Here is a 26,052-nt window from a genome sequence, read left to right on the forward strand (position 1 = left end):
GGAGGGCAGGGCGTGGAGCGAAGAAGCCGTAATATCCTGGTGGTGCTCATCGTGCTGGTGATCGCCGTGGCGGTGTTCTCCAGCTTTGGCGTGGAGCTGTACGCCGGCGGGATCCCGGAGATCTCCCTGCCCACCCTCTCGCCCAGCGAGGGCCCGGACGACAGCGGCCAGAGCGGCGAGGACGCCGGCGGCGCGGTGCGGGTGGCGGTGACGCCGGAGACGGTCCAGAGCGTCATCGCCGCGCTGGAGCGGCCGGAGAGCTACACCCGGGAGATCACCGTGACCTACTCCGCCAGCGGCAGCGTGGCGCGGTCCCACCAGTGGGTGGACGGCGGCTGGACCCGGGCGGAGACCCAGCTCCCCGGCGGGCAGCTGCGCTGCACGCTGGCGGGGGAGGGGACCCTCTACTACTGGTACAGCGGCAGCCGGACCTGGTACATCGCCCCCCTCTCGGAGGAGAGCGCCGAGGTGGAGACGGTCCAGATCCCCACCTATGAGGACGTGCTGGACGCCCCGGTGGAGGCCATCACCCAGGCCGAGTACGGCGAGCGGGACGGCGTGAGCTGCATCTTCGTGGCGGTGGCCGACGAAGGCCTGGACGGGGAGACCCGCTACTGGGTGGACGACCACAGTGGGCTGCTCATCGCCGCCGAGCGGGAGCTCAACGGCGAGACGGTGCTCACCATGACGGCCACCGCCGCCGAGCAGCCGGCTCCGGCGGGGACCGAATTCGCCCTGCCGGACGGGACGGTGCTCCACACCGTCCAGGGCGGCGAGACGGCGGTCAGTCCAGTCCCATCAGAATGACCAGCCCCAGGGTGAGGAGGAGCTCCGTCTCGTCCTCCTCCAGGGCCAACAGCAGCAGGAGGACCAGCAGCAGCAGGTCCTCCGTCTGTCCCTCGTCGGGCAGGAGGGCGCGCAGCCACCGGCCCAGCCCGCCGGAAGGCGGACGGGGCGGCTCCGGCGGGGGAGGGGTTATGTAGCGGTTATACATGGGGCTCCTCCTCTCCACCGGGGCGGAAGAGCCCCAGCGCCAGAGCCGCCGCCTTGGAAAGCCGCACGATGCGCTTGGCCCGCTCCAGCTTCTCCCGTCGCTGGGGGGAGAGGTAGGGGGCCAGCGCGTCCAGCAGGGCCTCCCGGCGGCGGTCGCCGGTGCGGTAGGCCTGTAAGAGCAGCATGCCCTTCTGGAGAAGCTCCGGGTCCAGATCCCCCAGCAGGTCGCCCGCCTCGCCGGCGGGGGACAGCGGGGCCCCCTGGTCGGGCTCCGGCGGGGGCGTCTCCTCCGCAGCGCCGTCCCCGGGCGGGTCCTCGCCGCCGCCGCTGAGGGCCCGGGCCATGGACAGGATCTGTCCCATGGTCTGGGGATCGCCCAGAATGGCGTTGAGTTTGTCCTCCAGCTCGGCCACGGCGGGGCCTCCTTTCCGACCGGGCGGTCAGCGCCCGGATGAGTCCTTTTGCCCCCTCAGGAGGGACTGAAACAGCGCCTGCAGCGGGGCGGTGTCCCCGCGCTCGGCGGCCTCGGCCACCTTCTGCAGATCGTCGCCGGGCTGCTGGCGGAGCTGCTGGGCCAGTTCCTGGGCCTTGGGGGAGCGGAGGAGGGCCTCCAGCGCCCCCCGGTCCTCCATCAGACGTCTGGCCTGGAGCAGCGAGGACGATACGCCCTTGGGGGCGCCTTGTCTGGGATCGGTCATGGGATCTCCCTCCATCCATCGAGATGAGCGGCACAGGACGCGCGCCTGCGCGGACGCTGTGCCTTACCACAGTATATGCCCCGCGGGGCGAAAGGTGATTTGATGATGAAAGTTCTGGTCTTTTCCGATTCTCACGGCAACACCCACTACATGGAAGAGGCGGTGCAGCGCGACAAACCGGATCTGGTGCTCCACCTGGGGGACGTGAATTCCGACGCCCGGGCGCTCCAGGCGAAATTTCCGGACCTGCCCATGGAGTGGGTGTGCGGCAACTGCGACGGCCTGCGGCGGGACCTGGAGAAGGAGAAGCTGATCCTCCTGGAGGGACACCGGGTCCTGATGATGCACGGCCACACCCGGGACGTGAAATTCGGCCTCACCGCGGCGGTGCTGGCCGCCCGGGAGCAGCGGGCCGAGGTGCTGCTCTTCGGCCACACCCACGACGCCCTGTGCGAGTACGAGGCGGGGCTGTGGGTCATGAACCCGGGCACCGTCCGCGGCGGCTGGGAGGGCGCCAGCTACGGCGTCATCTCCATCGAGGGCAAGAACGTGGTTTGCTACACGCTGCGCCTGAAATAAGCCGGAATTTTTTGAGAAAATACCCCGGAACCCTTGCCAGAACGGCAAAAATATAGTATGATAAGGAAGTAAACTAGTCATATAAGAAATAAGACTGAGGGTGTGATCAAAGCATGAGCAAAAAGCAGGCACTGACAGAATTCCACCGCGGTTCGATCCTGGCAGCGGCGGAGCGGCTCTTTGCGGCCAAGGGTACGGAAAAGACGACGATGGACGACATTGCCCGGGAGTCGGAGTACAGTAAGGCCACCCTGTATGTCTATTTCCAGAGCAAGGAAGAGATCGTCAACGCCATTTTGCTCAGCAGCATGGTGCTGCTGCAGAAGAAGATCCAGGCGGCGGTGGAGCACTACGGCAGCTGGATCCAGGCCTACGACGCGGTGTGCGACGCCATCATCCGATTTTATGGCGACAACCCCACCGCCTATGACACCGCCATCTGGGAAGTGCCGGTGAATGTGGAGCCGGACAAGATGGACAAGGGACTGCGGGATATCCTCCAGGTGGGGGACGCCACCAACGCCATGTTGGCCGACTTCCTGCGCCGCGGCGCGGCGGAGGGCGTGGTGCGCATCGAGCTGTCCCCCAACGAGACGGTGCTGCTGTTCTGGGCGGCGCTGTCCGGCATGGTGCGCATGGCCGACAGCAAGAACGGCTATATGGGCCGCTCCCTGGGTCTGAGCCGGGACGAGTTCCTGCGCCACGGCGCCCGGATGCTGCTGGACGCCATCACCAAGGGCCGCACCGTGGAATAAACTCAAACAAGAAAGCCCCCCGGACCATCGGTCCGGGGGGCTTTTTGCTGCTGTTACAGGGTGAGAAGCTGGATCTGATCGCCGTCGGCGGTGGCCTTCATCTGGGTGAAGGGGTGCTGATAGCTCTCGATGAGCTTGGTGGCGATGGCGTCCTCCAGGTCCTTCTGGATCTGGCGGCGGAGGTTCCGCGCGCCGTAGGTGAGGGAGTAGGACTTTTTCACCAGGTAGTCCAGCAGGGACTCGTCCCAGGTGAAGGTGATGCCCTTGTCGGCCAGAGTGTCCCGCAGCTCGCCCAGCATGATGGAGGCGATGGCCTTGAAGTTCTCCTCGCTGAGCTTGTTGAAGTAGACGATCTCGTCGATGCGGTTGATGAACTCAGGACGCAGGAAGGACTCCAGAGCCTTCATGGCCCGCTCCTTACCCTGGTCGCTGGCGGTGCCGCCGAAGCCCACCGCTCCGGCGGACTTGGTGTCGCTGCCGGCGTTGGAGGTCATGACGATGACGGTGTTCTCGAAGTTCACGTTCCGGCCCTGGGCGTCGGTGATGTGGCCGTCGTCCAGGATCTGGAGCAGGATGTTGAGCACGTCCGGGTGGGCCTTCTCGATCTCGTCGAAGAGGACCACGCAGTAGGGTTTTCTTCTCACCTTCTCAGTGAGCTGACCGGCCTCGTCGTAGCCCACATAGCCCGGGGGGGAGCCGATGATGCGGCTGACGGCGAACTTCTCCATGAACTCCGACATATCCAGCCGGATGAGGGACTCGGGGGAGTGGAAGAGGTCCTGGGCCAGGCGCTTGACCAGCTCGGTCTTGCCCACGCCGGTGGAGCCCACGAAGAGGAAGGACACGGGCTTGCGCTTGGAGGCGATGCCCACGCGGCCCCGGCGCACGGCGGCGGAGACAGCCTTGACGGCCTCGTCCTGGCCGATGATGTGCTCCTTGAGCCGGTCCTCCAGCTTGGCCAGGCGCTCGTACTCGGCCTCCTGGATGGAGCTGGCGGGGATCTTGGTCCACAGCTCGATGACCCGGGCCAGGTGCTCCACGGTGAGGGGGGGCGCGCTCTGGCTCTCCAGCTTCTGGAGCTCACCCTCCAGCTGGAGCTGGCGGCTCTTCATCTCGGCCAGACGCTCGTACTGGTTGCCGTCGCTCTCCGAGGAGATGGAGACGTGCTCCTTGTTGAGGGCGGAGAGCTCCCGCTGGAGGCGGGCGGTCTCCCGCTCGTTGTCCCGCAGGCCGGCCTCCTGGCCCTCCACCGAGGTGAGGGCGGCGCGCTCGTCGCTGAGCTTGCCCAGCTGGCGGCGCAGCTCGGCCTGCTTCTGCTCGTTGACCTTCAGGCTGTTCTGGCGCTTGTACTCCCGGTCGTTGGCCTCGCTGACCATCCGGTCCCGCTCCTGGTTGAGCTCCTCCAGGTCCTTGCGCACCTGGGCCTCCCGGGCCAGATTGACGTTGTGGAGGTTCACATCGGAGCAGGCCTCGTCGATGAGGTCGATGGCCTTGTCGGGGAGGAAGCGGTCGGTGATGTACCGCTCGCTCATGGTCACGGCCAGACGGCACATCTCGGGGGAGATGGAGACGAAGTGGTACTTCTCATAGTAGGGGGCGATGCCCTTGAGGATGTTCACGGCGTCCTCGATGGAGGGCTCCTCCACGATGACGGGCTGGAAGCGGCGCTCCAGGGCGGTGTCCTTCTCGATGTGCTTGCGGTACTCGGTGAGGGTGGTGGCGCCGATGACCTGGATCTCGCCCCGGCTGAGGGCGGGTTTGAGGATGTTGGCGGCGTTCATGGAGCCCTCGGCGTCGCCGGCGCCCACGATGTTGTGGACCTCGTCGATGACCAGGATGATGTTGCCCAGCTTCTTGATCTCGTCAATGAGGCCCTTCATGCGGCTCTCGAACTGGCCGCGGAACTGGGTGCCCGCCACCAAGGCGGTCAGGTCCAGGAGGTAGACCTCCTTGTCCAGCAGCTTGTAGGGTACCTGCTTGTTGTAGATGCGCTGGGCCAGCCCCTCGGCGATGGCGGTCTTGCCCACGCCGGGCTCACCGATGAGGCAGGGGTTGTTCTTCTGGCGGCGGTTGAGGATCTGGATGGTGCGCTGGATCTCCTCTTCCCGGCCGATGATGTTGTCCAGCTTGCCCTCGGCGGCCTTCTGGGTCAGGGAGATGCAGTAGTTCTCCAAAAACTTCCGCTTGGGCGGGCGCTCACCCTTGGCGTTCTTCTCCTCCCGGTTCTGCCGGGGCGGAGTGTCGCTGTTGGGGGCGTCGCCGCTGTTGTTCTGCGCGCCGAAGAGCTTGTTGAGGAAGGGGAAGGTGGCGGTCTTGCCGTCCTCCTCATCGTCCTCCTCGTCGGACTCGGTGGGGATCAGTCCGGCCAGGCTCTCGGGGGAGCCCATGGCGTTCATCATCTCCCCGGTGAGGTTGTCCAGGTCCTCCTCGGTGATGCCCATCTTCTGCATCATATCCTGAAGGGGCTGGATGCCCAGCTCTTTGGCGCACTTGAGGCACAGCCCTTCGGTCTTGGAAACGCCGTTCTCCAGCTTCTGGATAAAGACCACGGCGATGTTCTTGTGACAACGGGAACAAAGGGTCGGCTGCATGGTGATTCAACTCCTTTTCACGCGGCCTGTCCGGCCGCGCCCGGGAGGGCAGTACCTCCCGGATGATGATTCTAATTCGAAATTATGAACTGGGTATGAATATCCCGTATTTTACCCGGTTATTTGGACTTTCTGCGGCCGGTGACGGTGAGGTACTGCCACAGGTAGCCCACAAAGGCGGCGATGGTCAGGGCCAGGGCGAAGGAGATGAGGCCGGTGGCCCAGTGCCGGGGGATCTCGGGGAAGAGGACCAGGGCGGCGCAGACCACGAAAAAGACGCCGGTGGAGGCCTTGCCCAGCCAGTTGGAGGGAATCACGTCGTCCACCTTGCGGTACATGGACAGCGCGCCCAGCCCCATGGCGGCCTCCTTGAGGAAGAACACCACCACGGCCCACACGGGGATGGTGCCGTCCACGGTGATGCAGATGATGACGGTAAAGGTCATCAGCTTGTCGGCCAGGGGGTCCAGCACCCGGCCCAGCCGGGTGATCTGGTTGAAGTGGCGGGCGATCCAGCCGTCGGCGATGTCGGTAAAGAAGGCCAGGGCGTAGACGGCGGCGGCCCAGCGGTGGGCGTTGGGCTCATCCCCGAAAAAGACCAGGGCGAACACCGGCACCAGAAACAGCCGGATCAGAGAGAGCAGATTGGGAAGGTTCATCTTTCTATCACCTCGCAGGAAGGGAGGAGGGGGTTACACGCCCCTCCGGAGCAGCAGACCGGGCACATCCAGGAAGAGCTTGAGCAGGTGGGTCTCCCGGACGGCCTCCTCGGGAATGGCGTGGCCCAGCACCTCCAGCAGCCACACGGCCAGCAGCACCAGCGCCACGCCCTCCACCAGGCCGATGGCGGCGCCGCCGGTCTTGTTGAGGAAGTGGAGCACCGGCAGCCGGGTCATCAGGTTGAGGGTGCGGCTCACCATGCTCCAGGCGGCCAGCAGCAGGGCGAAGGCCACGGTGAAAATGACCCGGTAGGCCACCGACTGGGCGATGGAGGAGGCCACCGCGGCGGCGGCCCCAGCGGCGGCCTGGGTGACGCCCTGGCCCACGGCCTGGTCTACGGCGTCGATGAGGCTCTCATAGAGCCCCAGGCCCCGCAGGGCCTCCAGAATAGCGGGCAGATCCCCGTCCTCGCCCTCGGGGAGGGCGGTGCCGGTGTCGGGGACGGCGGCCTCCAGCTGCTCCTGGATGGCAGAGGCGAAGTGGGGCTCGATGGCGTCGGCCACCATGGGGGACAGGGTACGGGCGGCGAGGCCGGCTCCGGCGAAGGCCACCACAAAGGCCAGCAGCCCGCACAGCGAGGCGACCAGACCTTTGGAGGCGCCCCGCCACAGGAAGAGGGCCAGCACGGCCACCACGATCAGATCCAGAACAAGGGACATAGCGAAACCTCCGATCAATTGGGAACGTAGAGATGGGCCGAATCGGCGTTGAGCAGCAGGGTGGAGCCGTCGGCGCGCTGGAGGACACGGCGGGCGCCCTGGGTGGTGTCCAGGGAGCGGTAGGAGTCCAGATCCCGGGTGAAGATCTCCAGCTTTCCGGCGGTGAGGACGGCGATGTAATTGCCCTTGGCGGACAGGGAGAGGACCTGCTCGCCGTAGCTGTGTTCGGCCATCACTTCACCGGCGCCGTCCACGGTGCGCAGCACGGCGTCGCTGCCGGCGCGGTACTTGCCCAGCAGCAGCACGGCGCAGCCGGAGGCGTCCAGGGAGTAGTTTTTCAGATAGCTGCCGCTGTAATCGTAGAAGCCGGTGCGCTCGGCCTTGGAAGAGTAGACCGACAGGGTGCTCTCGCCCACCAGCCAGATGCCGTCGCTCTCCCAGCTCAGGTCCAGGATCACGTCGTTGCCCACCTGGGCGGTGTAGTCGGGCTCCACGTCCTCCTCGCCGCGGTTGGTGCGGTAGAGCTCCAGCTGGGTGCCGAAGGTGCTGCTGTCCAGGCCCAGGGTGAGCAGGGCCACGGCGTCTCCGCTGGGGGAGACCACCGCGTCGGTGACGAAGCGGCTGGAGAGGCTGATGCGCAGCTTGGGGGAGTAGGACGGGTCGTACACGGTCACCGCGCCCTTGTAGCCGCTGGTCTGGGCGGTGACGGCGATGTAGCCGTTGTCGTTGATGCGGGCGGAGAGGAGGCTCTCGCCCTCCTCCAGGGAGAGGGAAAAGACCTCCTCCGTGCCGGAAAAGACGAACAGGTCCCGCCCGCCGGCGTCGTAGACCAGGGCGGTGTGCTCATTGGCGTCGATGACCGGATTCTCCATGGTAGACACGGTCTTGCTCAGCACCAGCTCGCCCCCGGGAGAGTAGAGCTGGATGGAGGAGGGGGAGCAGACCAAAAGCCCCCCGTCCAGGGAGGCGAAGGAGTTGGCGCTGCCGCCCTCATAGGAAAAGGAGTCGGTCTGGCCGCTCTCGCTGCGCTCCACGCCCAGATAGCTGATCCAGCGGCGGAGGCTGTCCAGGTTGTACTTGTCCCGATTGGCCACAAGGAACACCGCCCCGGCCACCAGGGCCAGGGTGGTGAGGAAGGCGAGAAAGCGGACAAAGAGGTTGGGCCGCTTTTTGGGCGGGGGGGATTTGGGTTCCAGAAGTTCCATGTTGACCTCCAAAAGCCGCGTGTTACAAAACGGGGACCACCTCGCCCAGGGGCGGGGTGTCGTACCACAGGCGGGTCATGTACAGGCCGCCGGGGGGCACGGTGGGACCGGCGGCGGTACGGTTGCGGTTTTCCAGGATGGTGGGCACGTCGTCGGCGGAGAATTTCCCCTCGGCGGCGTAGACGCAGGTACCCACCATGGCCCGCACCATGTTATAGAGGAAGCCATTGGCACACACCCGGCACACGATGAGGTCGCCATGGCGCTCGATGTCGAAGTAATGGACGGTGCGCACGGTGGACTGCACCTCGGTGCCCACCGACTGCACGGCGGCGAAGTCGTGGGTGCCCACGAAGTGGGAGGCGGCCCGCTGCATGACGGTCTCGTCCAGGTGCTTGGGGTAGAACCAGGCGCGATTGACATAAAAAGCATTGCGGATGCGGGAGTTGTAGATGCGGTAGGTGTACTCCTTTTTGAGGCACGAGCCGATGGCGTTGAAGGAGTCGGGCACCTCGAAGGCCCGCACCACCACGATGTCGTCGGGCAGGCGGGTGTTCACCGCCAGGGGCAGGCGGTCGCAGGGAATGCGGGAGGAGGTGCGGAAGTTAGCCACATAGGTCTCGGCGTGGACGCCCGCGTCGGTGCGGCCCGCGCCGGTGCACTTCACCGGGTGGCCCACCACGGCGGCCAGGGACTTTTCCAGGGTCTCGGCCACGGTGATGTCGTTCTTCTGCACCTGCCAGCCGTGGTAGGCGGTGCCCACATACATGAGTTGTAACGCGATGTTTCTCATAGAACCTCCCATGCCCTCAGTGTAGCACAACGGGAGGGCGAGTTGTGTTAAAATTGGCTTAAATTTCCTTTAATGCTTACAGACCAAACTTCCTCAGCACCACCACAACGGCCACCAGAGCCACGCCCAGAGCCAGGGCGGCGTAGTCGATGCCCCGATAGCGCAGCTGGCGCAGGCGGGTGCGGCCCTCGCCGCCGTGGTAGCAGCGGCACTCCATGGCCACCGCCAGCTCGTCGGCCCGGCGGAAGGCGGAAATGAACAGGGGCACCAGCAGGGGCACCAGAGCCCGGGCCTTCTGGATGAGGTTGCCGCTCTCGAAATCGGCGCCCCGGGCCTTCTGGGCGGACATGATCTTGTCGGTCTCCTCGATGAGGGTGGGGATGAAGCGCAGGGCGATGGACATCATCATGGCCAGCTCATGGACCGGCACCCGGACCTTTTTGAGGAAGCCCAGCAGGTTCTCCAGCCCGTCGGTGAGGAGGATGGGGGAGGTGGTGTAGGTGAGGAGGAAGGTGCAGGTGATGAGGAGGATGATCCGCAGGATCATGAAAATAGCGGACCAGATGCCCTCCGGGTAGATCTTCAGCACCCAGACCTGCACCAGGGGGTCACCCTCGCCGGGGGTGTAGAAGAGGTTCAGGATGCCGGTGAGGATGACGATGATGAGGACCGGCCGCATGCCGCCCACGATGGCCTTGAGGCCCACCTTGGAGATCGCCACAGCGGCGGCCAGCACCGCGATGACCACCACGTAGGAGACCACCTGCTTCGAGAGGAAGAGGGCCACGATGTAGAGCACCGTCAGCAGAATCTTGGTCCGGGGGTCCATGCGGTGGAGGATGGTGTTTCCGGGGAAATACTGCCCCAGGGTGATGTCTTTCAGCGCCATTTACTCCGCCCCCTTTTTCGCCAGGTAGTCCAGCACGGCCTGACGGGCCTGCTCGATGGTGTAGACCGACGGGTCGATGTCCAGCCCCATGGACCGCAGGCGGTGGAACACCCGGGTCATCTGGGGCACGCCCAGGCCCATGCGCTCCAGCTCCTCCCCGTGGCGAAAGACCTCACGGGGGGGACCGGCGAAGGGGATGGTCCCGTCGTTGACCACCACCAGGCGGTCCACGGTCCGGGCGACCTCCTCCATGGAGTGGGACACCAGGATGATGGTGGCGTCGTGGGCGTCGTGGTAGTCCCGGATGTTGCCCAGAATCTGCTCCACGCCCACCGGGTCCAGCCCGGCGGTGGGCTCGTCCAGCACCAGCACCTTGGGCTCCATGGCGATCACGCCCGCGATGGCCACCCGGCGCTTCTGGCCGCCGGAGAGCTCAAAGGGGGACTTCTCCAGCTGCTCGTCCCGCAGGCCCACGAAGTGGGCGGCCTCCCGCACCCGGCGGTCGACCTCGCCCTCGTCCAGGCCCATGTTCTTGGGGCCGAAGGAGATGTCCTTGTAGACGGTCTCCTCGAAAAGCTGATACTCCGGGTACTGGAACACCAGACCCACCTGGAAGCGGGTCTGGCGGGTGCGCTCCTTGGTCTCCCAGATGTCCTGCCCCTCAAAGCGCACCACGCCGGAGGTGGGCTTCAGCAGTCCGTTCAGGTGCTGGATGAGGGTGGACTTGCCCGAGCCGGTGTGGCCGATGACGCCCAGGTACTCCCCGCGGTAGGCGGTGAAGTCCACGTCGGTGAGGGCCGCCCGCTCGAAGGGCGTGCCGGTGGAGTAGATATGGCTGAGATGTTCGGTTTGGATGATCGGTTCCAAATCACTTCATTCCTTTGCGAAAAGTGGTGCATCTCCCGAGGGATGACGCCCGGAAACGCTTCACTGGAGGAGCTGATAGAGTGCGTCGGCGCACTCCTCGTCGCTGAGGGCGTCCAGGGGCAGGTCCAGCCCGTCCTGGCGCAGCTCCCACAGAAGCTCAGTGGTCTCGGGGACGGTGAGGCCCACGGCCTTCAGCTCTTCCACCCGCTGAAAGACCTCCTTGGGGGTCCCGTCGGCAATCACCTTGCCCCTGGCCATGACCACCAGGCGGTCGGCCTGGGCGGCCTCGTCCATGTGGTGGGTGATGAGGACCACGGTGACGCCGGAGGTGCGGTTGAGGTTCTTGATGGTGGTAAGGACCTCCCGCCGGCCCACCGGGTCCAGCATGGCGGTGGGCTCGTCCAGCACGATGCACCGGGGCTGCATGGCGATGACGCCTGCGATGGCCACCCGCTGCTTCTGTCCGCCGGAGAGGAGGTGGGGAGCGTGCTCCCGGAACTCGTACATGCCCACGGCCTTCAGGGCGTCATCCACCCGGCGGCGGATCTCCTCGGGAGGGACGCCCAGGTTCTCGGGGGCGAAGGCCACGTCCTCCTCCACCACGTTGGCCACGATCTGGTTGTCGGGGTTCTGGAACACCATGCCCACAGTGCGCCGGATGTCCAGCAGATGGGCCTCGTCGGCGGTGTCCATGCCGCTGACGTAGACGGCGCCGCCGGTGGGCAGCAGAATGGCGTTCATATGCTTGGCCAGGGTGGATTTTCCGCTCCCATTGTGGCCCAGCACGGCCACGAAGGAGCCCTCTTCAATCTTGAGGTCCACCCCGTCCAGCACCACCGGGGCCACGCCCTCGGCGGTGGTGTAGGAGAACCGGACCTCTTCGGCCCGGATGATGTCTTGGCTCATATCGTTCACCTCAAGGGGATCAGTCGCACATCCACCGGCCGGTGGCGCCGCAGGGGAGGACCAGGCCGCTCTCGGTGACGGGGAGGCCCAACTCCTGGCTCTCGGTGTGGCCGCCGAACTTCTTGCTCACGATGCTCTCCAGGATGTAGGTGAGCACGCTGGGGGCCAGGCCCGTGGTGTAGGAGTTGAGGATGATAAAGAGGGGGTGGTCCGAGAGGACGCCGCTGACCAGCTCCACGAAGGGGTAGAGGTTCTCCTCCAGCCGCCACACCTCGCCGGTGGGGCCCCGGCCGTAGCTGGGGGGGTCCATGATGATGGCGTCGTACTTGCGGCCCCGGCGGATCTCCCGCTCCACGAACTTGCCGCAGTCGTCCACGATCCAGCGGATGGGGGCCTCCTCCAGCCCGGAGCTCCTGGCGTTCTCCCGCGCCCAGGACACCATGCCCTTGGCGGCGTCCACGTGGCAGACGCTGGCTCCGGCGGCGGCGCAGGCCACGGTGGCTCCGCCGGTGTAGGCGAAGAGGTTGAGCACATTCACCGGCCGTCCGGCCTTGCGGATCTGCTCCCGGGCCCAGTCCCAGTTGGCGGCCTGCTCGGGGAAGAGGCCGGTGTGCTTGAAGTTCATGGGCTTGATATTCAAGGTAAGGTCGCCGTAGCGCACGGTCCAGCGCTCGGGCAGGTTCTTTTTCTCCCACTGGCCGCCGCCGGTGGAGGAGCGGGCGTAGCGGGCGTCGTGTTTCTTCCAGCCGGGGTGGCGGCGGGGGGTATTCCAGATGGCCTGGGGGTCGGGCCGCACCAGCACATGGGAGCCCCACCGCTCCAGCTTCTCCCCCCGGGAACAGTCGATGAGCTCATAATCCTTCCACTGCGTCGCAATCCACATGGTCTGACCTCTCCTATGTCGTGATATTCCATACAATCAGGTTATTATATCATCGGAAAATCCCATCGTCAAATAGAATCCCCGTTGTGCCGGGGGCGGAAATATGGTACAATGGCATGAACCAGGCTGTATTTGCGTGGACAGCCGTGAAAAGGAGCGTGGAGACGCAGTGGATACCGCGGACATTCAGTTTCGTACCGCCACCTTCGGCGGATTTTCCAAACAGGACGTGCAGGACTACATCGACCGGTCCAACCGGGAGCATCAGCGGCAGATGGAGGGGCTTCAGAAGGAGCTGAGCCAGGCCGCCGGCGAGCGGGACAAGTACCGCGACCGGGTGGAGAGCGCCGAGAGCCGGAACGTGGAGCTGTCCTCCAAGGTGCAGACCCTCACCGCCGAGCTGGAGGAGGCCCAAAAGGACCGGACGGAGCGGGAGGAGGAGCTGGAGCGCCTCCACGCCCGTGTGGCGGAGCTGGAGGGCCGCCTGGAGAAGGCGGAGCACGCCGCCGACGCCTACGAGCGCATCAAGGACCGCACCGCCGGCATCGAGCTGGAGGCCCACTGCCGGGCCCAGGCGGTGGAGGCGGCGGCGCTGGTGCAGGTGGACAAGGCCCGCCGGGAGCTGGAGCAGTGGGTGGTCCGGGTGCAGGCCGGGTACGACCAGCTCCGTACCGAGGTGGAGGCCACCCTGTCCCACGCCTCCGGGGAGCTGGAGAAGGTCCAGCGCACCATGGAGGGCGTGACCGCCGAGCTGGACCAGCGGGATGGCGACCTGAAGGCCCTCATGCGCACCTATGAGGAGGCCATCGGCCCCCAGATGCCCGACCCTCTCCCCCTGGAGGAGCCGGCGAAGAAGAAATAAAAAAAGGCCGGGAGCAAATGCTCCCGGCCTTTTTGTGTGTTAAAACGCGTGGCCGATGTCGGTGCGGAAGTGCATTCCGTCGAAGTGGATGGGCTTCGCGGCGGCGTAGGCCTTGGCGATGGCGCCCTCCAGATCGACGGCCACGGCGGTGACGCCCAACACCCGCCCGCCGTTGGTGACGATGTCGCCCGCCTCGTTCCGGGCGGTGCCGGCGTGGAACACCACGGCGGACTTCCCGGCCTCCTCCAGCCCAGTGATGGGCAGGCCCTTGGGGTAGGAGGCGGGGTAGCCGCCGCTGGCCAGCACCAGGCAGCAGGCCGCGCCGTCCTTCCAGCGCACGTCCACCTGGTCCAGCTTGCCAGAGCGGCAGGCCTCAAAGATGTCCATGAGGTCGCTGTCCAGCAGGGAGAGGACGGCCTGGCACTCGGGGTCGCCGAAGCGGGCGTTGTACTCCACCACCTTGGGGCCCTGGGGGGTGAGCATAAGGCCGAAGTAGATGACACCCTGGAAGGGGCGGCCCTCGGCGGCCATGGCGGCCACGGTGGGCCGGAAGATCTCCGCCTCGCAGCGCTTGGCCACCTCGGGGGAGTAGCATGCCACCGGGGCGATGGCGCCCATGCCGCCGGTGTTGGGGCCCTGGTTGCCGTCGAAAGCCCGCTTGTGGTCCTGGCTGGCGGGCATGGTGACCAGATGCTCCCCGTCGCAGAAGGCCAGCACGGTCACCTCGGGGCCGGTCATGCACTCCTCGATGACCACGCAGGCGCCCGCCGCGCCGAACTTGCCGTCGGCCATCATGGACTTGGCGGCCTCCTTGGCCTCCTCCACGGTCTGGGCCACCACAACGCCCTTGCCCAGGGCCAGGCCGTCGGCCTTGACCACGATGGGGGCTCCCTGCTCCTCGATGTAGGAAAGAGCCGCGTCCAGCTCGGTAAAGGTGCGGTGTTTGGCGGTGGGGATGTGGTACTTGGCCATCAGGTCCTTGGAGAAGGCCTTGCTGGCCTCGATGACGGCGGCGTTTTCCCGGGGGCCGAAGGCGGGGATGCCCGCCTCCTCCAGGGCGTCCACCATGCCCAGCGCCAGGGGGTCGTCGGGGGCCACCACCACGAAGTCCATGTGGTGCTCCTTGGCCCAGGCCACCATGCCGGAAACGTCGGTGGCTTTTACGTCCACACACTGGGCCAGCTGGGCGATCCCGGCGTTGCCGGGGGCGCAGAAGAGCCCGGTGACCTTGGGGCTTTTGGACAGGGCCCACACGATGGCGTGCTCGCGGCCGCCGCCGCCCACAACAAGAACATTCATGTCGCTCGCTCCTTTACATTGACGAAATGAGGACCTGGATGAGCCACAGCACCACCAGATGTCCCGGATAGAACCAGTAGAAGAACCACCGTCCGCCCTTGCCCCGCTGCCCGTTGTAGAGGGACAGGGGGAGGAGGGTCAGGCAGGCGAAGGCGGTCATCAGCAGGGAATAGGGGAGGTAGAACCGCCGGAAGTAGGGGATGCGGTGGTTCAGCTCCAGCAGGAAGGCCGCCCAGCCCTGGCTGGGCAGCAGGGCCACAGCGGGGTCCCAGTAGGCCCACACGGTACCCAGCAAATAGTAGCACACCAGGGAGGCCCCCAGGGCGATGAGCTGCCGCCGCCGGTCCTCACCGGCCAGGTACACCGCCACCACCGTGGCGGCTCCCAGCCAGCCGTAGTCTCCCTGCAAAAGCTGGGCGGACAGGACGCAGGCGCACAGCAGCACCGCGCCCAAGGCTCTCCGGCCCCGGCGGATTCCCTCCTCCCAGCAGCCAATGCCCAGCGCGGCCAGGAAGAAGGTCACCACGATGCTCCGCCCGCCGTGGGGCTGCACGATGACCAGGGGCACCTGGGTCACCAGGGCGAACACCCCCAGCCGGGTGAGGTAGGCCCGGTAGTTATGGGTGTGGCGGCACCCCTCCGCCACGAAGAAGGCGAAGATGGGGAAGGCCAGCCGCCCCAGGTAGCGGAAGAGGTAGTAGCGCAGGTCATCGGTGGGGAAGAAGGGGGCCAGGGGGGTGAAGAGCATCCCCACGTGGTCGATGACCATGAACACGGCGGCCAGATATTTCAGGGCCGACGCGCTGAGCCCCTTCTCACGCAGCGAAGCCATCCCTTAGTGGTGGAACAGGCGGATGCCGGTGAAGGCCATGACCATGCCGTACTTGTCGGCGGTGTCGATGACCTGCTGGTCCCGGATGGAGCCGCCGGGCTGGGCGATGTACTGCACGCCGCTCTTGCGGGCCCGCTCCACGTTGTCGCCAAAGGGGAAGAAGGCGTCGGAGCCCACGGTGACGCCGCTCATCTTGGCGATCCACTGGGCCTTCTCCTCAGCGGTGAGGACCTCGGGCTTCTCGGTGAAGGTGTTCTGCCACACGCCGTCGGCCAGAATGTCGTCGTGCTCGTCGGAGATGTAGATGTCGATGGCGTTGTCCCGGTCGGGGCGGCGGATGCCCTCCACCAAGGGCAGGGAGAGGACCTTCGGATGCTGGCGCAGCCACCAGATGTCGGCCTTGTTGCCGGCCAGGCGGGTGCAGTGGATGCGGCTCTGCTGGCCGGCGCCCACGCCGATGGTCATGCCGTCCTTCACGTAGCACACCGAGTTGGACTGGGTGTACTTGAGGGTGATGAGAGCCAGGAGCATGTCGTGCTTGGCCTGCTGGGGCAGGTCCTTGTTGGCGGTGACGATGTTCTGGAGCATCTCCTCGTTGATGTCCAGGGAGTTGTAGCCCTGCTCGAAGGTGATGCCGTAGATGCTGCGGCGCTCCACGGGGTCGGGCTCATAGTTGGGGTCGATCTCCACCACGTTGTAGCCGCCCTTGCGCTTGGTCTTGAGGATCTCCAGGGCCTCGTCGGTGTAGCCGGGGGCGATGATGCCGTCGGAGACCTCATGGGCCAGGAAGTTGGCGGTGTCGGCGTCGCACACGTCACTGAGGGCGGCCCAGTCGCCGAAGGAGCACAGCCGGTCGGCGCCGCGGGCGCGGATGTAGGCGCAGGCGATGGGGGAGAGGTCGCCCTCGGGGGCGAAGTAGATGTGGCGCTCCACATCGGAGAGGGGGAGGCCCAGGGCGGCGCCGGCGGGGGAGACGTGCTTGAAGGAGGCGGCGGCGGGGAGGCCGGTGGCCTTTTTGAGGGCCTTGACCAGCTGCCAGGAGTTGAGGGCGTCCATGAAGTTGATGTAGCCCGGCTTGCCGTTGAGGACCTTCAGGGGCAGCTCACCCTCGGCCATGAAGATGCGGGCGGGCTTCTGGTTGGGGTTGCAGCCGTATTTCAGTTCCAGTTCGGTCATGGGAACACTTCCTTTACGCGTTTTTGTTGACGATGACGCTCTTGCCCTCGCCGCTCTCCAGGTCGAGGAAGCGGACGAAGAGGGAGACCTTGTTCTCCTCGTTCAGGTTCTCCCACAGGACCTGGGCGCACTCCTCGGGGGTGGTCCAGGGGACGGTGATCTGGGTGGGCTCCCCGGCGAAGGAGGGCAGGGGGCTTCCGTCGCTCTGATAGGTGTGGATGAAGTGGCCCTGACCGGCCAGGGGGGAGGCGTATTCAAAGAAATAGCGGCGGCAGGAGGCGGGGTCGCCGTCGGCGCTTTTCAGGATGGAGAGGGCGTAGTCGCCATTGTCCTCCACGATGCCGGAGATGCGGGGGGTAAAGTTGGGGCCGTCGGGCTCAAAGGTGCGCTTGCGCAGGGCCTGCACGAAGTCCTCGCCCGCGGCGAGACCGGCCCGGATGGTGTCGGTCTGGTCGCCATTGGTGACGATGGTGGAGGTGCCGAAGCGGCGCACGGGGGCGTAGATGATGAGGGAGGGGTCCTCCAGCTTGGCGGGGTCAAAGGCCTGGGTGCGGATGCCGTCGGGGGTCTCCACAAAGACGCGGTTGCGGGAGTTGGCGCTGCGGCCCATGATGAAGTAGATCATAACGGCCTGCTTGCCGTCGGCGGTGCGGCCCAGGGCGATGCCCCGGCCGGGGTAGGGGTTGGCGGCGAGCAGCTCGGGGAGGGAATACGAGTTCATATCAAAGGACCTCCTTCTCCAAAACAGAATCCAGAATGTGAACGATCCGGCCCTCCACCTTCAGCTTGTCCTGGCAGAAGAGGGACACGGCCCGGGGGAGGATGCGCCACTCGGCCTGCTCCATGACCCGGCGCTGGAGGGTCTCCGGCGTGTCGCCGGGGAGGATCTCCACCGGCTTCTGGAGCACGATGGGGCCGCCGTCGGCCTCCTCGTTGACGAAGTGGACGGTGGCGCCGGTGACCTTCACGCCGTAGGCCAGGGCCATCTCGTGGACGTGGAGGCCGTAGGCCCCCTTCCCGCAGAAGGAGGGGATGAGGGCGGGGTGGACGTTGAGGATGGCGTTGGGGTAGGCCGCCACCATCTCACCGGTGAGGATGTGCATGAAGCCGGCCAGTACCACCAGGTCGATGGACAGCTCCTTCAGCTTCTCCACCAGGGCCACAGTCATGGCCTGGTTGGAGGGGTAGTCCTTCCGGGCCACCACATAGCCGGGGATCCCGGCCTTCTCGGCCCGCTCCAGGGCGTAGGCCCCGGCTTTGGAGGAGATCACCGCGGCGATGACGCCGCCCCCCAGCTCCTCCCGGCGCTGGGCGTCGATGAGGGCCTGCAGGTTGGTGCCGCCGCCGGAGACCAGCACGGCGATGCGTTTCTCTCCCATGGCTTACACCAGCTCCACGCCGGCGTCGCCGGAGACCACCTCGCCGATGCGGTAGGCCTTCTCCCCGGCGGCCTGGAGCAGCTCCAGGGCCTGGTCGGCCTCACCGGCGGGAACCGCCAGGATCATGCCGATGCCCATATTAAAGGTGTTGTACATGTCACGCTCGGGAATGTTGCCCTTCTTCTGGATGAGGTCGAAGATGGGCAGGCGGGGGAAGGAGTTCAGCTCAATGCGGGCGGTGAGGCCCTCGGTCATCATGCGGGGCACGTTCTCATAGAAGCCGCCGCCGGTGATGTGGCTGACGGCGTGGATGTTCACGCCGTTCTTCAGGAGGGCCTTGATGGCCTTCACATAGATGCGGGTGGGGGTGAGCAGGGTCTCGCCCAGGCTCTTGCCGCCCAGCTCCTCCACGGGGGAGGTGAGGTCGGCGTGCTCCACGTCAAAGACCTTCCGCACCAGGGAGAAGCCGTTGGAGTGGACGCCGGTGGAGCCCAGGCCGATGAGGGTATCGCCCAGAGCCAGGGCCTTGCCGTCGATGATCTTCTCCTCGTCCACGATGCCCACGGAGAACCCGGCCACGTCGTAGTCCTCATCGGGCATGACGCCGGGGTGCTCGGCGGTCTCGCCGCCCACCAGGGCGCACTCGGACTGGCGGCAGCCCTCGGTGATGCCCGCCACGATCTCGGCGATGCGCACGGGGTCGTTCTTGCCGCAGGCGATGTAGTCCAGGAAGAAGAGGGGCGCGGCGCCGCCGCAGATGATGTCGTTGACGCACATGGCCACGCAGTCGATGCCGATGGTGTCGTGCTTGTTGAGGAGCATGGCCAGGCGCAGCTTGGTGCCCACGCCGTCGGTGCCGGACACCAGCACCGGCTTCTTCATACCGGCCAGGTCCGGGGCGAACACACCGCCGAAGCCGCCCAGGGTGCCCAGCACGCCGGGGATGTAGGTGGACTCCACCATGGGCTTGATGCGCTCCACCGCCTCGTAACCGGCGGTGACGTCCACGCCGGCGGCGGCGTAGGAAGCGGAATGAGAATTTTTCATCCAATAACCTCCACGATATATATGAAAGGGAAGAAAAGACTACGGGAGTGTCCAGTACTTCCGGACAACACCAAAAGCGCCGGTCGCCTGGGCGGTAAACCCCAGTGTCTCGCAGTATGTTTGATAAGCATGCTCCAAATGAGCGTTTTCACTAGGTTTGTGGCCGAGCAAATCCGAGATCACAGGATTCGTCTCCCGCCCATCTTTCTGGTCATTATTCAGATGAGAACTCATCGTGTTTGCAGCATAGCCGAGAAAACGACTGGGATAGAAACGAAAGCCGTTTGACATCTCAACAGCGACAAAACAAGTTCCGTGCTTGATGAGATTGAGTGCGAAGGTATAAGTCGGCTCTCTCTTCTGGTTCAGATACCGATCTAAAGTCTCCATGTTCGTATGGAGTTCCTGCAAGGTTTGGACCAATTCCAAGACAGATACTCCTTTCCGATAGATGGTATTACTCTCTACCGTCCCAGCAGTAGGTGCAGACCTTATCCCGGTCCAGGCCGATGGCCTCCAGCAGTCCGTCCAGGGACTGATAGCCCAGGGACTCGAAGCCCAGCTTGTCGCAGATGGCCTTCAGCAGGCACCCGCCCCGCTGGGTGGAGGAGTCGGCGTACTCGTCCAGGTGCTGCTGGCCCTCGTCGCCCTCCAGCTCCTGGATGATGCGCCGGGCCAGCAGGTCCATGTCGGAGTTGCCCCGGGAGAAGTTGAGGTACTTGCAGCTGTACATGATGGGAGGGCAGGCCGAGCGCATGTGGACCTCTTCCGCGCCGGACTCGTAGAGAAATTCGACGGTCTCCCGCAGCTGGGTGCCGCGGACGATGGAGTCGTCCACGAAGAGGAGCTTCTTGCCCTGGATGAGCTCGGGCACGGGGATCTGCTTCATCTTGGCCACTTGGTTGCGGACGGCCTGGTTTTCGGGCATGAAGGAGCGGGGCCAGGTGGGGGTATACTTGACGAAGGGGCGGGCGAAGGGCTTGCCGCTGCGGTTGGCGAAGCCGATGGCGTGGGGCAGGCCGGAATCCGGCACGCCGGCCACATAGTCCACCTTGGGGAGCTTTCCCTTCTGCACCTCGTCCCGGGCCATGATCTCGCCGTTGCGGTAGCGCATGACCTCCACGTTGACCCCCTCGTAGTTGGAGTTGGGGTAGCCGTAGTAGGTCCACAGGAAGGCGCAGATGCGCATTTTCTCTCCGGCGGGGGAGAGGCTCTCACAGCCGTCGGCGGTGATGCGCACGATCTCCCGGGGGCCCAGCTCGTAGGCGTCGGTGTAGCCCAGCTTGTGGTAGGCGAAGGACTCGAAGGACACGCAGTGGCCCTCCTCGTTCTTGCCCACCAGCACGGGCAGGCGGCCCACCTTGTCCCGGGCGGCGATGATCTCCCCGTGCTCGGTGAGGATCAGCAGGGTGAGAGAGCCCTGGATCTCGTCCTGGGCGTGGAGGATGCCGTCCACCAGGTTGTCCTTCTGGTTGATGAGGGCGGCGGCCAGCTCGGTGGCGTTGACCTTGCCGGAGCTCATGGCCATGAACTGGTGGCCGTGGTCGGAGAAGTAGCGGTCGATCAGCTCCTCCGCGTTGTTGATGATGCCCACGGTGGTGATGGCGTACAGACCCAGGTGGGAGCGCACCAGCAGGGGCTGGGGGTCGGTGTCGCTGATGCAGCCGATGCCGGAACAGCCGTGGAATTCGTGCAGGTCCCGCTCGAACTTGGTGCGGAACGGGGTGTTCTCGATGGAGTGGATCTGCCGCTGGAACCCATCCTGGGCGTCATGGATGACCATGCCGCCCCGGCGGGTGCCCAGGTGGGAGTGGTAGTCCACCCCGAAAAAGATGTCAAGCGTCACGTCCCGCTTGGAGACGGCGCCGAAAAAGCCTCCCATTGTGCTCGTGTTCCTCCTTCGTGTGTCTGCGCTTACTTACCCATGAGGCGGCGGCTCATCTCCTGATAAGCGCCCTCCACGTTGCCCAGGTCGCGGCGGAAGCGGTCCTTGTCCAGCTTCTCGCCGGTCTTGGAGTCCCAGAAGCGGCAGGTGTCGGGGCTGATTTCGTCGGCCAGCACGATGGTGCCGTCGGCGGTCTTGCCGAACTCCAGCTTGAAGTCCACCAGGGTCACGCCGCACTCCAACAGGGTCTTCTTGAGGAAGTCGTTGACGGCGAAGGCGTACTTCTTGATGGTGTCGATCTCGTCCCAGGTGGCCAGCTTCAGGGCCACAGCGTGGTAGTCGTTGATGAGGGGGTCGTGGAGGTCGTCGTTCTTGTAGGAGAACTCGATGGTGGGCTCGTCAAAGACGATGCCCTCGTTCACGCCGTAGCGCTTGGCAAAGGAGCCGGCGGAGATGTTGCGGATGATGACCTCCAGGGGGACGATGGAGACCTTCTTCACCACGGTCTCACGATCGCTGAGCTCCTCCACGAAGTGGGTGGGGACGCCGGCCTTCTCCAGCTGCTGCATGAGGAAGTTGGTCATCTGGTTGTTGATGGCGCCCTTGCCGGTGATGGTGCCCTTCTTCAGGCCGTCAAAGGCGGTGGCGTCGTCCTTGTAGGAGACGATGACCACGCTGGGGTCGTCGGTGGCGTAGACCTTCTTGGCTTTTCCCTCGTACAGCTGCTCGCGCTTTTCCATAATAAACCTCTCCTTTTTCTCAAACATGTCGGGTGTGACAGGACTTGTGGGATCTTAGAGCTGGGCCTGGAGCTTCTGCTCCTTTTCCGCGATCTGGGCGGCCATCTTGACCCGGGCCTCGTCCAGCTTGGCGGCCAGGGCGTCGTCGCTCACGGCCAGGATCTGGGCGGCCAGGACGGCGGCGTTCTTGGCGCCGTTGATGGCCACGGTGGCCACGGGGATGCCGCTGGGCATCTGGACCGTAGCCAGCAGGGCGTCCAGACCGTCCATGGCGCCCCCCTTCATAGGGATGCCGATGACCGGCAGGGTGGAGTTGCCCGCGAAGGCGCCCGCCAGATGGGCGGCCATGCCGGCGGCGCAGATGAGGACGCCAAACCCGTTCTGACGGGCGTTCTTGGCGAAGTCCGCGGCGGCGGCGGGGGTGCGGTGGGCGCTGAGGATGTGGGCCTCATAGGGGATGCCGAACTCCTTCAGCTGGTTGCAGGCGGACTGGACCACCGGCCAATCGCTGTCGGAGCCCATGATGACGGCGACCTTTTTCACGAAAAACGACCTCCTTTGGTGAACACACCGGGACAGGGGAACTAACAAAAAGTTAGGGCGGTAAAAAATAAATCAGGGTACCCGCTGCACGGATACCCTGATGCACTTACCCCACGGAATTGGACGCATGGCGGCCCTCAAACCACTCGAAAATACGCTGGCTGAGGAACCAACCCATATGACCGCTCCCCCTATCGAAAAAAGAATAAATATATGATATAAGCTCCCGAAACAAAATGCAAGGGAGGGGGTTGATTTTTGTAGGTTCCTACAACTTCCGAAGGAACGGTGGCGAGGGCCCTTGGTGAAACAGGTAGAGACTTGCCACGGGCGGGGGAGCTGTGGTAGGATGATACCAGTACGAAGGAAAGGGGGAGGGGCCATGTATCTGGACGCGTTCCGGCTGCCCGGCGAGGGCTGGGAGGGGCGGTTTCTGGCCGACAACCCGGAGAGCAAGCGGACCTGCTACGGCTCCTACTACCCCTTCGGCATTTTTCCGCCCCGGCAGCTCTCGGAGGTCTCCTGCGCGCCGGTGACCATTCTATATGGCGGCAACGGCTCCGGGAAGTCCACCCTCCTGAGCCTCATGGCCCAGGTGCTGGGGGTGGAGCGGGGGGCGCCCTTCAACCGCAGCGCCTTTTTCGACGACTTCGCCGCCGCCTGCCGCTGGAAGGGCGCGGGCGCTCCGAAGGGGAGCAGGCTCATCGCCAGCGACGACGTCTTTGACTTCGTGCTGGACCTCAGGAGCCTCAACGACGGCGTGGAGCGGCGGCGCGGGGAGCTGCTGGAGGAGTACGCCAAACGGCGGCGCACCCCCTATCAGCTCCGGTCCCTGGAGGACCTGGAGGAGTTAAGGCGCAGCAACGCCGCCAAGAGCGGAACCGGCTCCCGCTTCGTGAAGCGGGAGGGGATGGTGGACACCCCCGAGCGGTCCAACGGGGAGAGCGCGCTCCTCTACTTTACGGAGCATATCAAGGAAAACGCCCTCTATCTCCTGGACGAGCCGGAGAACAGCATGGCGGTGGGCTTCCAGCTCCAGCTGCGGCAGTTTCTGGCTGACTCGGTGCGCTTTTTCGGCTGCCAGCTGGTCATCGCCACCCACTCGCCCTTCCTGCTCTCCCTGCCGGGGGCGCGGGTGTACGACCTGGACAGCCGCCCGGCAACGGTGAAGCCCTGGACGGAGCTGGAGAACATGCGGGCGTACTATCAATTTTTCAAGGAACACCGCGCCGCCTTTGAGGGCGCGGAATCATAACGGAAGGCAACGACAGCGGGGCGGCAGGGAACCGCCCCTTGGGTACAGGAGGGAAGCTATGAAGATCGCAACGGCACAACAGATGCGGGATATGGACCGGGTGGCCATCCAGGAACGGGGCATCCCCTCGGTGCAGCTCATGGAGACGGCGGCCCGGGCGGTGGCGGACGCGGCGCTGGAGCTGGCGGCCAAACACCGGAAGGGAAAGGAAGGCCCCGGCCGGGCGGTGTGCTTCTGCGGCGCGGGCAACAACGGCGGCGACGGCGTGTGTACCGCCCGCCTGCTGCTGGAGGCCGGACTGGAGGTCCGGGCCGTGCTGGTGGGCAAGCGGGAGAAGATGACCCCCGACTGCCGGGAGATGGAGCGCCGTCTGGAGGACCTGGGCGGCCAGCTGGAGGATTTCAACCCCAACTCCCCGGAGTTCGCCCTCTGGTGTCTGGAGGCTGACGTGATGGTGGACGCCCTGTTCGGCATCGGTCTGAACACCGAGCTGCGGGGGAACGCCCGGACGGCGGTGCAGATGATGAACACCTGTGACATCCCGGTGGTGGCGGCGGACATCGCCAGCGGCGTGGAGGCGGACACCGGCAAGGTGCTGGGCGACGCGGTCCAGGCCGACGTGACCGTCACCTTCTCCCTGCCCAAGGCCGGGCAGTTCCTGGGCCAGGGCGGCCTGCACACCGGGGAGCTGAAGGTGGCCGACATCGGCATCCCGCTGGACCTGATCCTTTGGGCGGAGGAGAACCAGTTCTCCTCGGTGACCCGGGAGGACCTGTTCCTCCCCCGGCGGCCCCGGGACGCCCACAAGGGGGACTTTGGCCGGGTGTATATCCTGGGCGGCGCGGTGGGCTACTCCGGCGCGCCGGTGCTGGCGGCCAAGGCGGCTCTGCGCACCGGCGCGGGGCTGGTGACGGTGGGGGTGCCCGCCCCGGTGTGGCCGGTGGCGGCGGCCAAGCTGGACGAGGCCATGCCCCACCCTCTGCCCGCCGGGAAGGAGGGCATGCTCTCCCTGGAGGCCATGGAGCCGGTGATGGACCACCTGTCCGCCTGTGACGTGGCCCTCATCGGGCCGGGCCTGGGCCGGGGGAACAGCGCCTCCTCGGTGGTGCGCCACCTGATCCGGGCCTATCACGGGCCCCTCATCCTGGACGCCGACGGCATAAACGCGCTGGAAGGGCATATGGATATTCTGGAAGCACGTAAGGGGCTCATCACCGTGCTCACCCCCCACGACGGGGAGTTCGCCCGCCTGGGCGGGGACCTGTCGGACGGGGACCGGCTCGCCGCCGCCCGCCGCTTTGCGGAGGAATACCAGTGCTGCCTGATTTTGAAGGGCTACCGCACTATCACCGCTTTGCCCGACGGGCAGGCCTTCGTGAACACCACCGGCAACCCCGGCATGTCCAAGGGGGGCAGCGGGGACATCCTGGGCGGCATGCTCCTGGCCCTCATGGGCCAGGGCCTTAGTGTGCGGGAGGCCGCCCCCATGGCCGTGTGGATGCACGGCCGGGCGGGGGATCTGGCCGCCGCCGACCTGGGCGAGTACGGCATGCTCCCCGGCGACCTGGTGGAGCGCATCCCCCGGGTGCTGCGGGAGTGCGAGGGACGGCGGAGCTGAGCCCCATCCAGAAGGGGAGGGGTGCGCTTGCGCCGGATCGGGACCACTGTACTGCTGATGCTGCTGCTTTTGACCGGCTGCGGAGAGAAGGGGGAGCAGGCCGACGACCTGGCCCTGGCCATCCGGGGGGAGTACCTGGAGATGGCGGGCTGCTCGGCCTCGCTGGAGGTCCACGCCGACTACGGCAGCCGGGTGTATGACTACGCCATGGACGCGGTCTGGACGGGGGACGGGGGACTGACCCTCACCCTCACCGCGCCGGAGGAGGTGGCGGGGGTCACCGGCCGCGTGCTGGAGGGGGAGACCGCCCTGGAGTTTGACGGCGTGTATGTGGAGACGGGCCCGCTGGACCCGTCGGGGCTCAGCCCCATGGACGCCTTTCCGGCTCTGCTCACCGCGCTGCGGGAGGGCTATGTGGCCCAGAGCACGCTGGAGGAGGGCGAGGCGGAGGACGTGCTCCACCTCACCGTCCGGGACGCGGAGGGCACGCCCGGCCAGGGGCGGGAGATCCAGCTCTGGCTGGGGGCGGAGAGCCACGCCCTGCTGCGGGGGGAGATCAGCTCCGACGGCGTAGTGGTCCTGAGCTGTGTGGTCAACGGCTTTACCATGACATAGGGAAAAGCGAGGGGGAACGATTCCTCCTCGCTTTTTTCAGCGCCACAGGGAGATAACGCCCCGGTCGTGGAGCACCTTGAGGGCCAGGGCGGCCAGGGGGGCCAGGAGCATCCCGGCGGGCCCGGCGGCGGTGAAGCCCAGATAGAAGGCGGTCACCGCGGCCAGGGGCGGGAGCCCGGCCTGCCGCCCCACCAGCCGGGGTTCCAGCACCCCCCGCACCAGGGACACCGTCCCCCACAGGGCGGCCAGCCCCAGCGCCAGGC

The 26,052-nt window shown here is 65.8% G+C and carries 30 protein-coding genes; 7 read left to right on the plus strand and 23 right to left on the minus strand.

Annotated elements, in window-relative coordinates; translation table 11 throughout:
* Positions 1-12 precede the first annotated feature (12 nt).
* Positions 13-807: a hypothetical protein gene (locus tag B5G43_RS14375; protein ID WP_087262562.1), complete on the plus strand. Its 795-nt coding sequence runs from the start codon at positions 13-15 to the stop codon at positions 805-807.
* On the opposite strand, the gene B5G43_RS14380 is transcribed toward B5G43_RS14375, so the two are convergent.
* Genes B5G43_RS14380 through B5G43_RS14390 form a run of 3 tightly spaced genes read right to left on the minus strand, consistent with a single transcriptional unit; the run spans position 785 to position 1,691 of the window.
* On the minus strand, positions 785-994 hold the full coding sequence (locus B5G43_RS14380) for a hypothetical protein (RefSeq protein WP_087262563.1): 210 nt from the start codon (positions 992-994) through the stop codon (positions 785-787). The genes B5G43_RS14375 and B5G43_RS14380 overlap by 23 nt on opposite strands.
* On the minus strand, positions 987-1,406 hold the full coding sequence (locus tag B5G43_RS14385; RefSeq protein ID WP_087262565.1) for a hypothetical protein: 420 nt from the start codon (positions 1,404-1,406) through the stop codon (positions 987-989). Before B5G43_RS14385 ends, B5G43_RS14380 begins: the two co-directional genes overlap by 8 nt.
* A 27-nt stretch (positions 1,407-1,433) precedes the next feature.
* Entirely contained in the window at positions 1,434-1,691 is a 258-nt protein-coding gene (locus B5G43_RS14390; protein ID WP_087262566.1) for a hypothetical protein, read from the minus strand.
* 102 nt (positions 1,692-1,793) lie between these two features.
* Here B5G43_RS14390 and B5G43_RS14395 point away from each other — a divergent pair, with 102 nt between their 5' ends.
* Both B5G43_RS14395 and B5G43_RS14400 read left to right on the plus strand, forming a co-directional pair.
* Positions 1,794-2,270 carry a metallophosphoesterase gene (locus B5G43_RS14395; protein ID WP_158097442.1) on the plus strand — a complete coding sequence of 159 codons (477 nt, stop codon included), beginning with the start codon at positions 1,794-1,796 and terminating at the stop codon, positions 2,268-2,270.
* Between the two features lie 113 nt (positions 2,271-2,383).
* A complete protein-coding gene (locus B5G43_RS14400; RefSeq protein WP_087262569.1) occupies positions 2,384-3,025 on the plus strand; it encodes a TetR/AcrR family transcriptional regulator in 642 nt (213 codons plus the stop codon).
* Between the two features lie 53 nt (positions 3,026-3,078).
* Here the strand turns inward: B5G43_RS14400 and B5G43_RS14405 are convergent, their stop codons facing one another.
* The 9 genes from B5G43_RS14405 to B5G43_RS14445 all read right to left on the minus strand — a co-directional run bounded on the left by B5G43_RS14405 (position 3,079) and on the right by B5G43_RS14445 (position 12,538).
* Positions 3,079-5,616 (minus strand): AAA family ATPase, encoded by a 2,538-nt coding sequence (locus B5G43_RS14405; protein ID WP_087262570.1) that lies wholly within the window; start codon positions 5,614-5,616, stop codon positions 3,079-3,081.
* A gap of 119 nt (positions 5,617-5,735) precedes the next feature.
* The gene (locus B5G43_RS14410) at positions 5,736-6,275 is read right to left on the minus strand and encodes a CDP-alcohol phosphatidyltransferase family protein (RefSeq protein ID WP_087262572.1); all 540 of its coding nucleotides are present in this window, start codon (positions 6,273-6,275) and stop codon (positions 5,736-5,738) included.
* Positions 6,276-6,308: 33 nt separating this feature from the next.
* Positions 6,309-6,995: a CvpA family protein gene (locus tag B5G43_RS18055; protein ID WP_087262574.1), complete on the minus strand. Its 687-nt coding sequence runs from the start codon at positions 6,993-6,995 to the stop codon at positions 6,309-6,311.
* A gap of 14 nt (positions 6,996-7,009) precedes the next feature.
* Positions 7,010-8,200, minus strand: coding sequence for a DUF5711 family protein (locus B5G43_RS14420; protein ID WP_087262575.1), 1,191 nt, complete (start codon positions 8,198-8,200; stop codon positions 7,010-7,012).
* Between the two features lie 22 nt (positions 8,201-8,222).
* A complete protein-coding gene (gene truA / locus B5G43_RS14425; RefSeq protein WP_087262577.1) occupies positions 8,223-8,993 on the minus strand; it encodes a tRNA pseudouridine(38-40) synthase TruA in 771 nt (256 codons plus the stop codon).
* A 76-nt stretch (positions 8,994-9,069) separates the two neighbouring features.
* Positions 9,070-9,882: an energy-coupling factor transporter transmembrane component T gene (locus tag B5G43_RS14430; protein WP_087262579.1), complete on the minus strand. Its 813-nt coding sequence runs from the start codon at positions 9,880-9,882 to the stop codon at positions 9,070-9,072.
* On the minus strand, positions 9,883-10,749 hold the full coding sequence (locus B5G43_RS14435) for an energy-coupling factor transporter ATPase (RefSeq protein WP_087262580.1): 867 nt from the start codon (positions 10,747-10,749) through the stop codon (positions 9,883-9,885).
* Between the two features lie 60 nt (positions 10,750-10,809).
* Entirely contained in the window at positions 10,810-11,655 is an 846-nt protein-coding gene (locus B5G43_RS14440) for an energy-coupling factor transporter ATPase (RefSeq protein WP_087262581.1), read from the minus strand.
* 19 nt (positions 11,656-11,674) lie between these two features.
* A complete protein-coding gene (locus tag B5G43_RS14445; RefSeq protein WP_087262583.1) occupies positions 11,675-12,538 on the minus strand; it encodes a class I SAM-dependent methyltransferase in 864 nt (287 codons plus the stop codon).
* 136 nt (positions 12,539-12,674) lie between these two features.
* Between B5G43_RS14445 and B5G43_RS17420 the strand changes: the two genes are divergently transcribed.
* The gene (locus B5G43_RS17420) at positions 12,675-13,400 is read left to right on the plus strand and encodes a hypothetical protein (RefSeq protein ID WP_158097443.1); all 726 of its coding nucleotides are present in this window, start codon (positions 12,675-12,677) and stop codon (positions 13,398-13,400) included.
* A 39-nt stretch (positions 13,401-13,439) separates the two neighbouring features.
* Here the strand turns inward: B5G43_RS17420 and purD are convergent, their stop codons facing one another.
* Genes purD through purE form a run of 10 tightly spaced genes read right to left on the minus strand, consistent with a single transcriptional unit; the run spans position 13,440 to position 22,301 of the window.
* Positions 13,440-14,699 carry a phosphoribosylamine--glycine ligase gene (gene purD, locus B5G43_RS14455; RefSeq protein WP_087262586.1) on the minus strand — a complete coding sequence of 420 codons (1,260 nt, stop codon included), beginning with the start codon at positions 14,697-14,699 and terminating at the stop codon, positions 13,440-13,442.
* A 13-nt stretch (positions 14,700-14,712) separates the two neighbouring features.
* A complete protein-coding gene (locus tag B5G43_RS14460) occupies positions 14,713-15,531 on the minus strand; it encodes a TraX family protein (protein WP_087262587.1) in 819 nt (272 codons plus the stop codon).
* A gap of 3 nt (positions 15,532-15,534) precedes the next feature.
* A complete protein-coding gene (locus B5G43_RS14465; protein ID WP_087262589.1) occupies positions 15,535-16,707 on the minus strand; it encodes a phosphoribosylaminoimidazolecarboxamide formyltransferase in 1,173 nt (390 codons plus the stop codon).
* A gap of 13 nt (positions 16,708-16,720) precedes the next feature.
* The gene (locus tag B5G43_RS14470) at positions 16,721-17,428 is read right to left on the minus strand and encodes an IMP cyclohydrolase (protein ID WP_087262591.1); all 708 of its coding nucleotides are present in this window, start codon (positions 17,426-17,428) and stop codon (positions 16,721-16,723) included.
* A gap of 1 nt (position 17,429) precedes the next feature.
* Positions 17,430-18,086 carry a phosphoribosylglycinamide formyltransferase gene (gene purN, locus B5G43_RS14475; RefSeq protein WP_087262593.1) on the minus strand — a complete coding sequence of 219 codons (657 nt, stop codon included), beginning with the start codon at positions 18,084-18,086 and terminating at the stop codon, positions 17,430-17,432.
* Between the two features lie 3 nt (positions 18,087-18,089).
* Positions 18,090-19,133: a phosphoribosylformylglycinamidine cyclo-ligase gene (gene purM / locus B5G43_RS14480; RefSeq protein ID WP_087262595.1), complete on the minus strand. Its 1,044-nt coding sequence runs from the start codon at positions 19,131-19,133 to the stop codon at positions 18,090-18,092.
* Positions 19,134-19,172: 39 nt separating this feature from the next.
* Positions 19,173-19,562, minus strand: coding sequence for a hypothetical protein (locus B5G43_RS14485; RefSeq protein ID WP_087262597.1), 390 nt, complete (start codon positions 19,560-19,562; stop codon positions 19,173-19,175).
* Positions 19,563-19,590: 28 nt separating this feature from the next.
* Positions 19,591-21,015 carry an amidophosphoribosyltransferase gene (locus B5G43_RS14490; RefSeq protein ID WP_087262599.1) on the minus strand — a complete coding sequence of 475 codons (1,425 nt, stop codon included), beginning with the start codon at positions 21,013-21,015 and terminating at the stop codon, positions 19,591-19,593.
* Positions 21,016-21,047: 32 nt separating this feature from the next.
* Positions 21,048-21,758: a phosphoribosylaminoimidazolesuccinocarboxamide synthase gene (purC, locus tag B5G43_RS14495; RefSeq protein WP_087262601.1), complete on the minus strand. Its 711-nt coding sequence runs from the start codon at positions 21,756-21,758 to the stop codon at positions 21,048-21,050.
* 54 nt (positions 21,759-21,812) lie between these two features.
* Positions 21,813-22,301 (minus strand): 5-(carboxyamino)imidazole ribonucleotide mutase, encoded by a 489-nt coding sequence (gene purE / locus B5G43_RS14500; RefSeq protein ID WP_087262603.1) that lies wholly within the window; start codon positions 22,299-22,301, stop codon positions 21,813-21,815.
* Positions 22,302-22,683: 382 nt separating this feature from the next.
* Between purE and B5G43_RS14505 the strand changes: the two genes are divergently transcribed.
* The 3 genes from B5G43_RS14505 to B5G43_RS14515 are packed head-to-tail and all read left to right on the plus strand — an operon-like array spanning position 22,684 to position 25,789.
* Positions 22,684-23,556 (plus strand): AAA family ATPase, encoded by an 873-nt coding sequence (locus B5G43_RS14505; protein ID WP_143382879.1) that lies wholly within the window; start codon positions 22,684-22,686, stop codon positions 23,554-23,556.
* Between the two features lie 58 nt (positions 23,557-23,614).
* On the plus strand, positions 23,615-25,174 hold the full coding sequence (locus tag B5G43_RS14510) for an NAD(P)H-hydrate dehydratase (protein WP_087262605.1): 1,560 nt from the start codon (positions 23,615-23,617) through the stop codon (positions 25,172-25,174).
* A gap of 27 nt (positions 25,175-25,201) precedes the next feature.
* On the plus strand, positions 25,202-25,789 hold the full coding sequence (locus tag B5G43_RS14515) for a hypothetical protein (protein ID WP_242960608.1): 588 nt from the start codon (positions 25,202-25,204) through the stop codon (positions 25,787-25,789).
* 36 nt (positions 25,790-25,825) lie between these two features.
* Here the strand turns inward: B5G43_RS14515 and B5G43_RS14520 are convergent.
* The coding region (locus tag B5G43_RS14520) for an AI-2E family transporter (protein WP_143382880.1) at positions 25,826-26,052 on the minus strand (227 nt) is incomplete at its 5' end.

Source organism: Flavonifractor sp. An92 (assembly GCF_002159175.1).
GTDB lineage: Bacteria > Bacillota > Clostridia > Oscillospirales > Oscillospiraceae > Pseudoflavonifractor_A.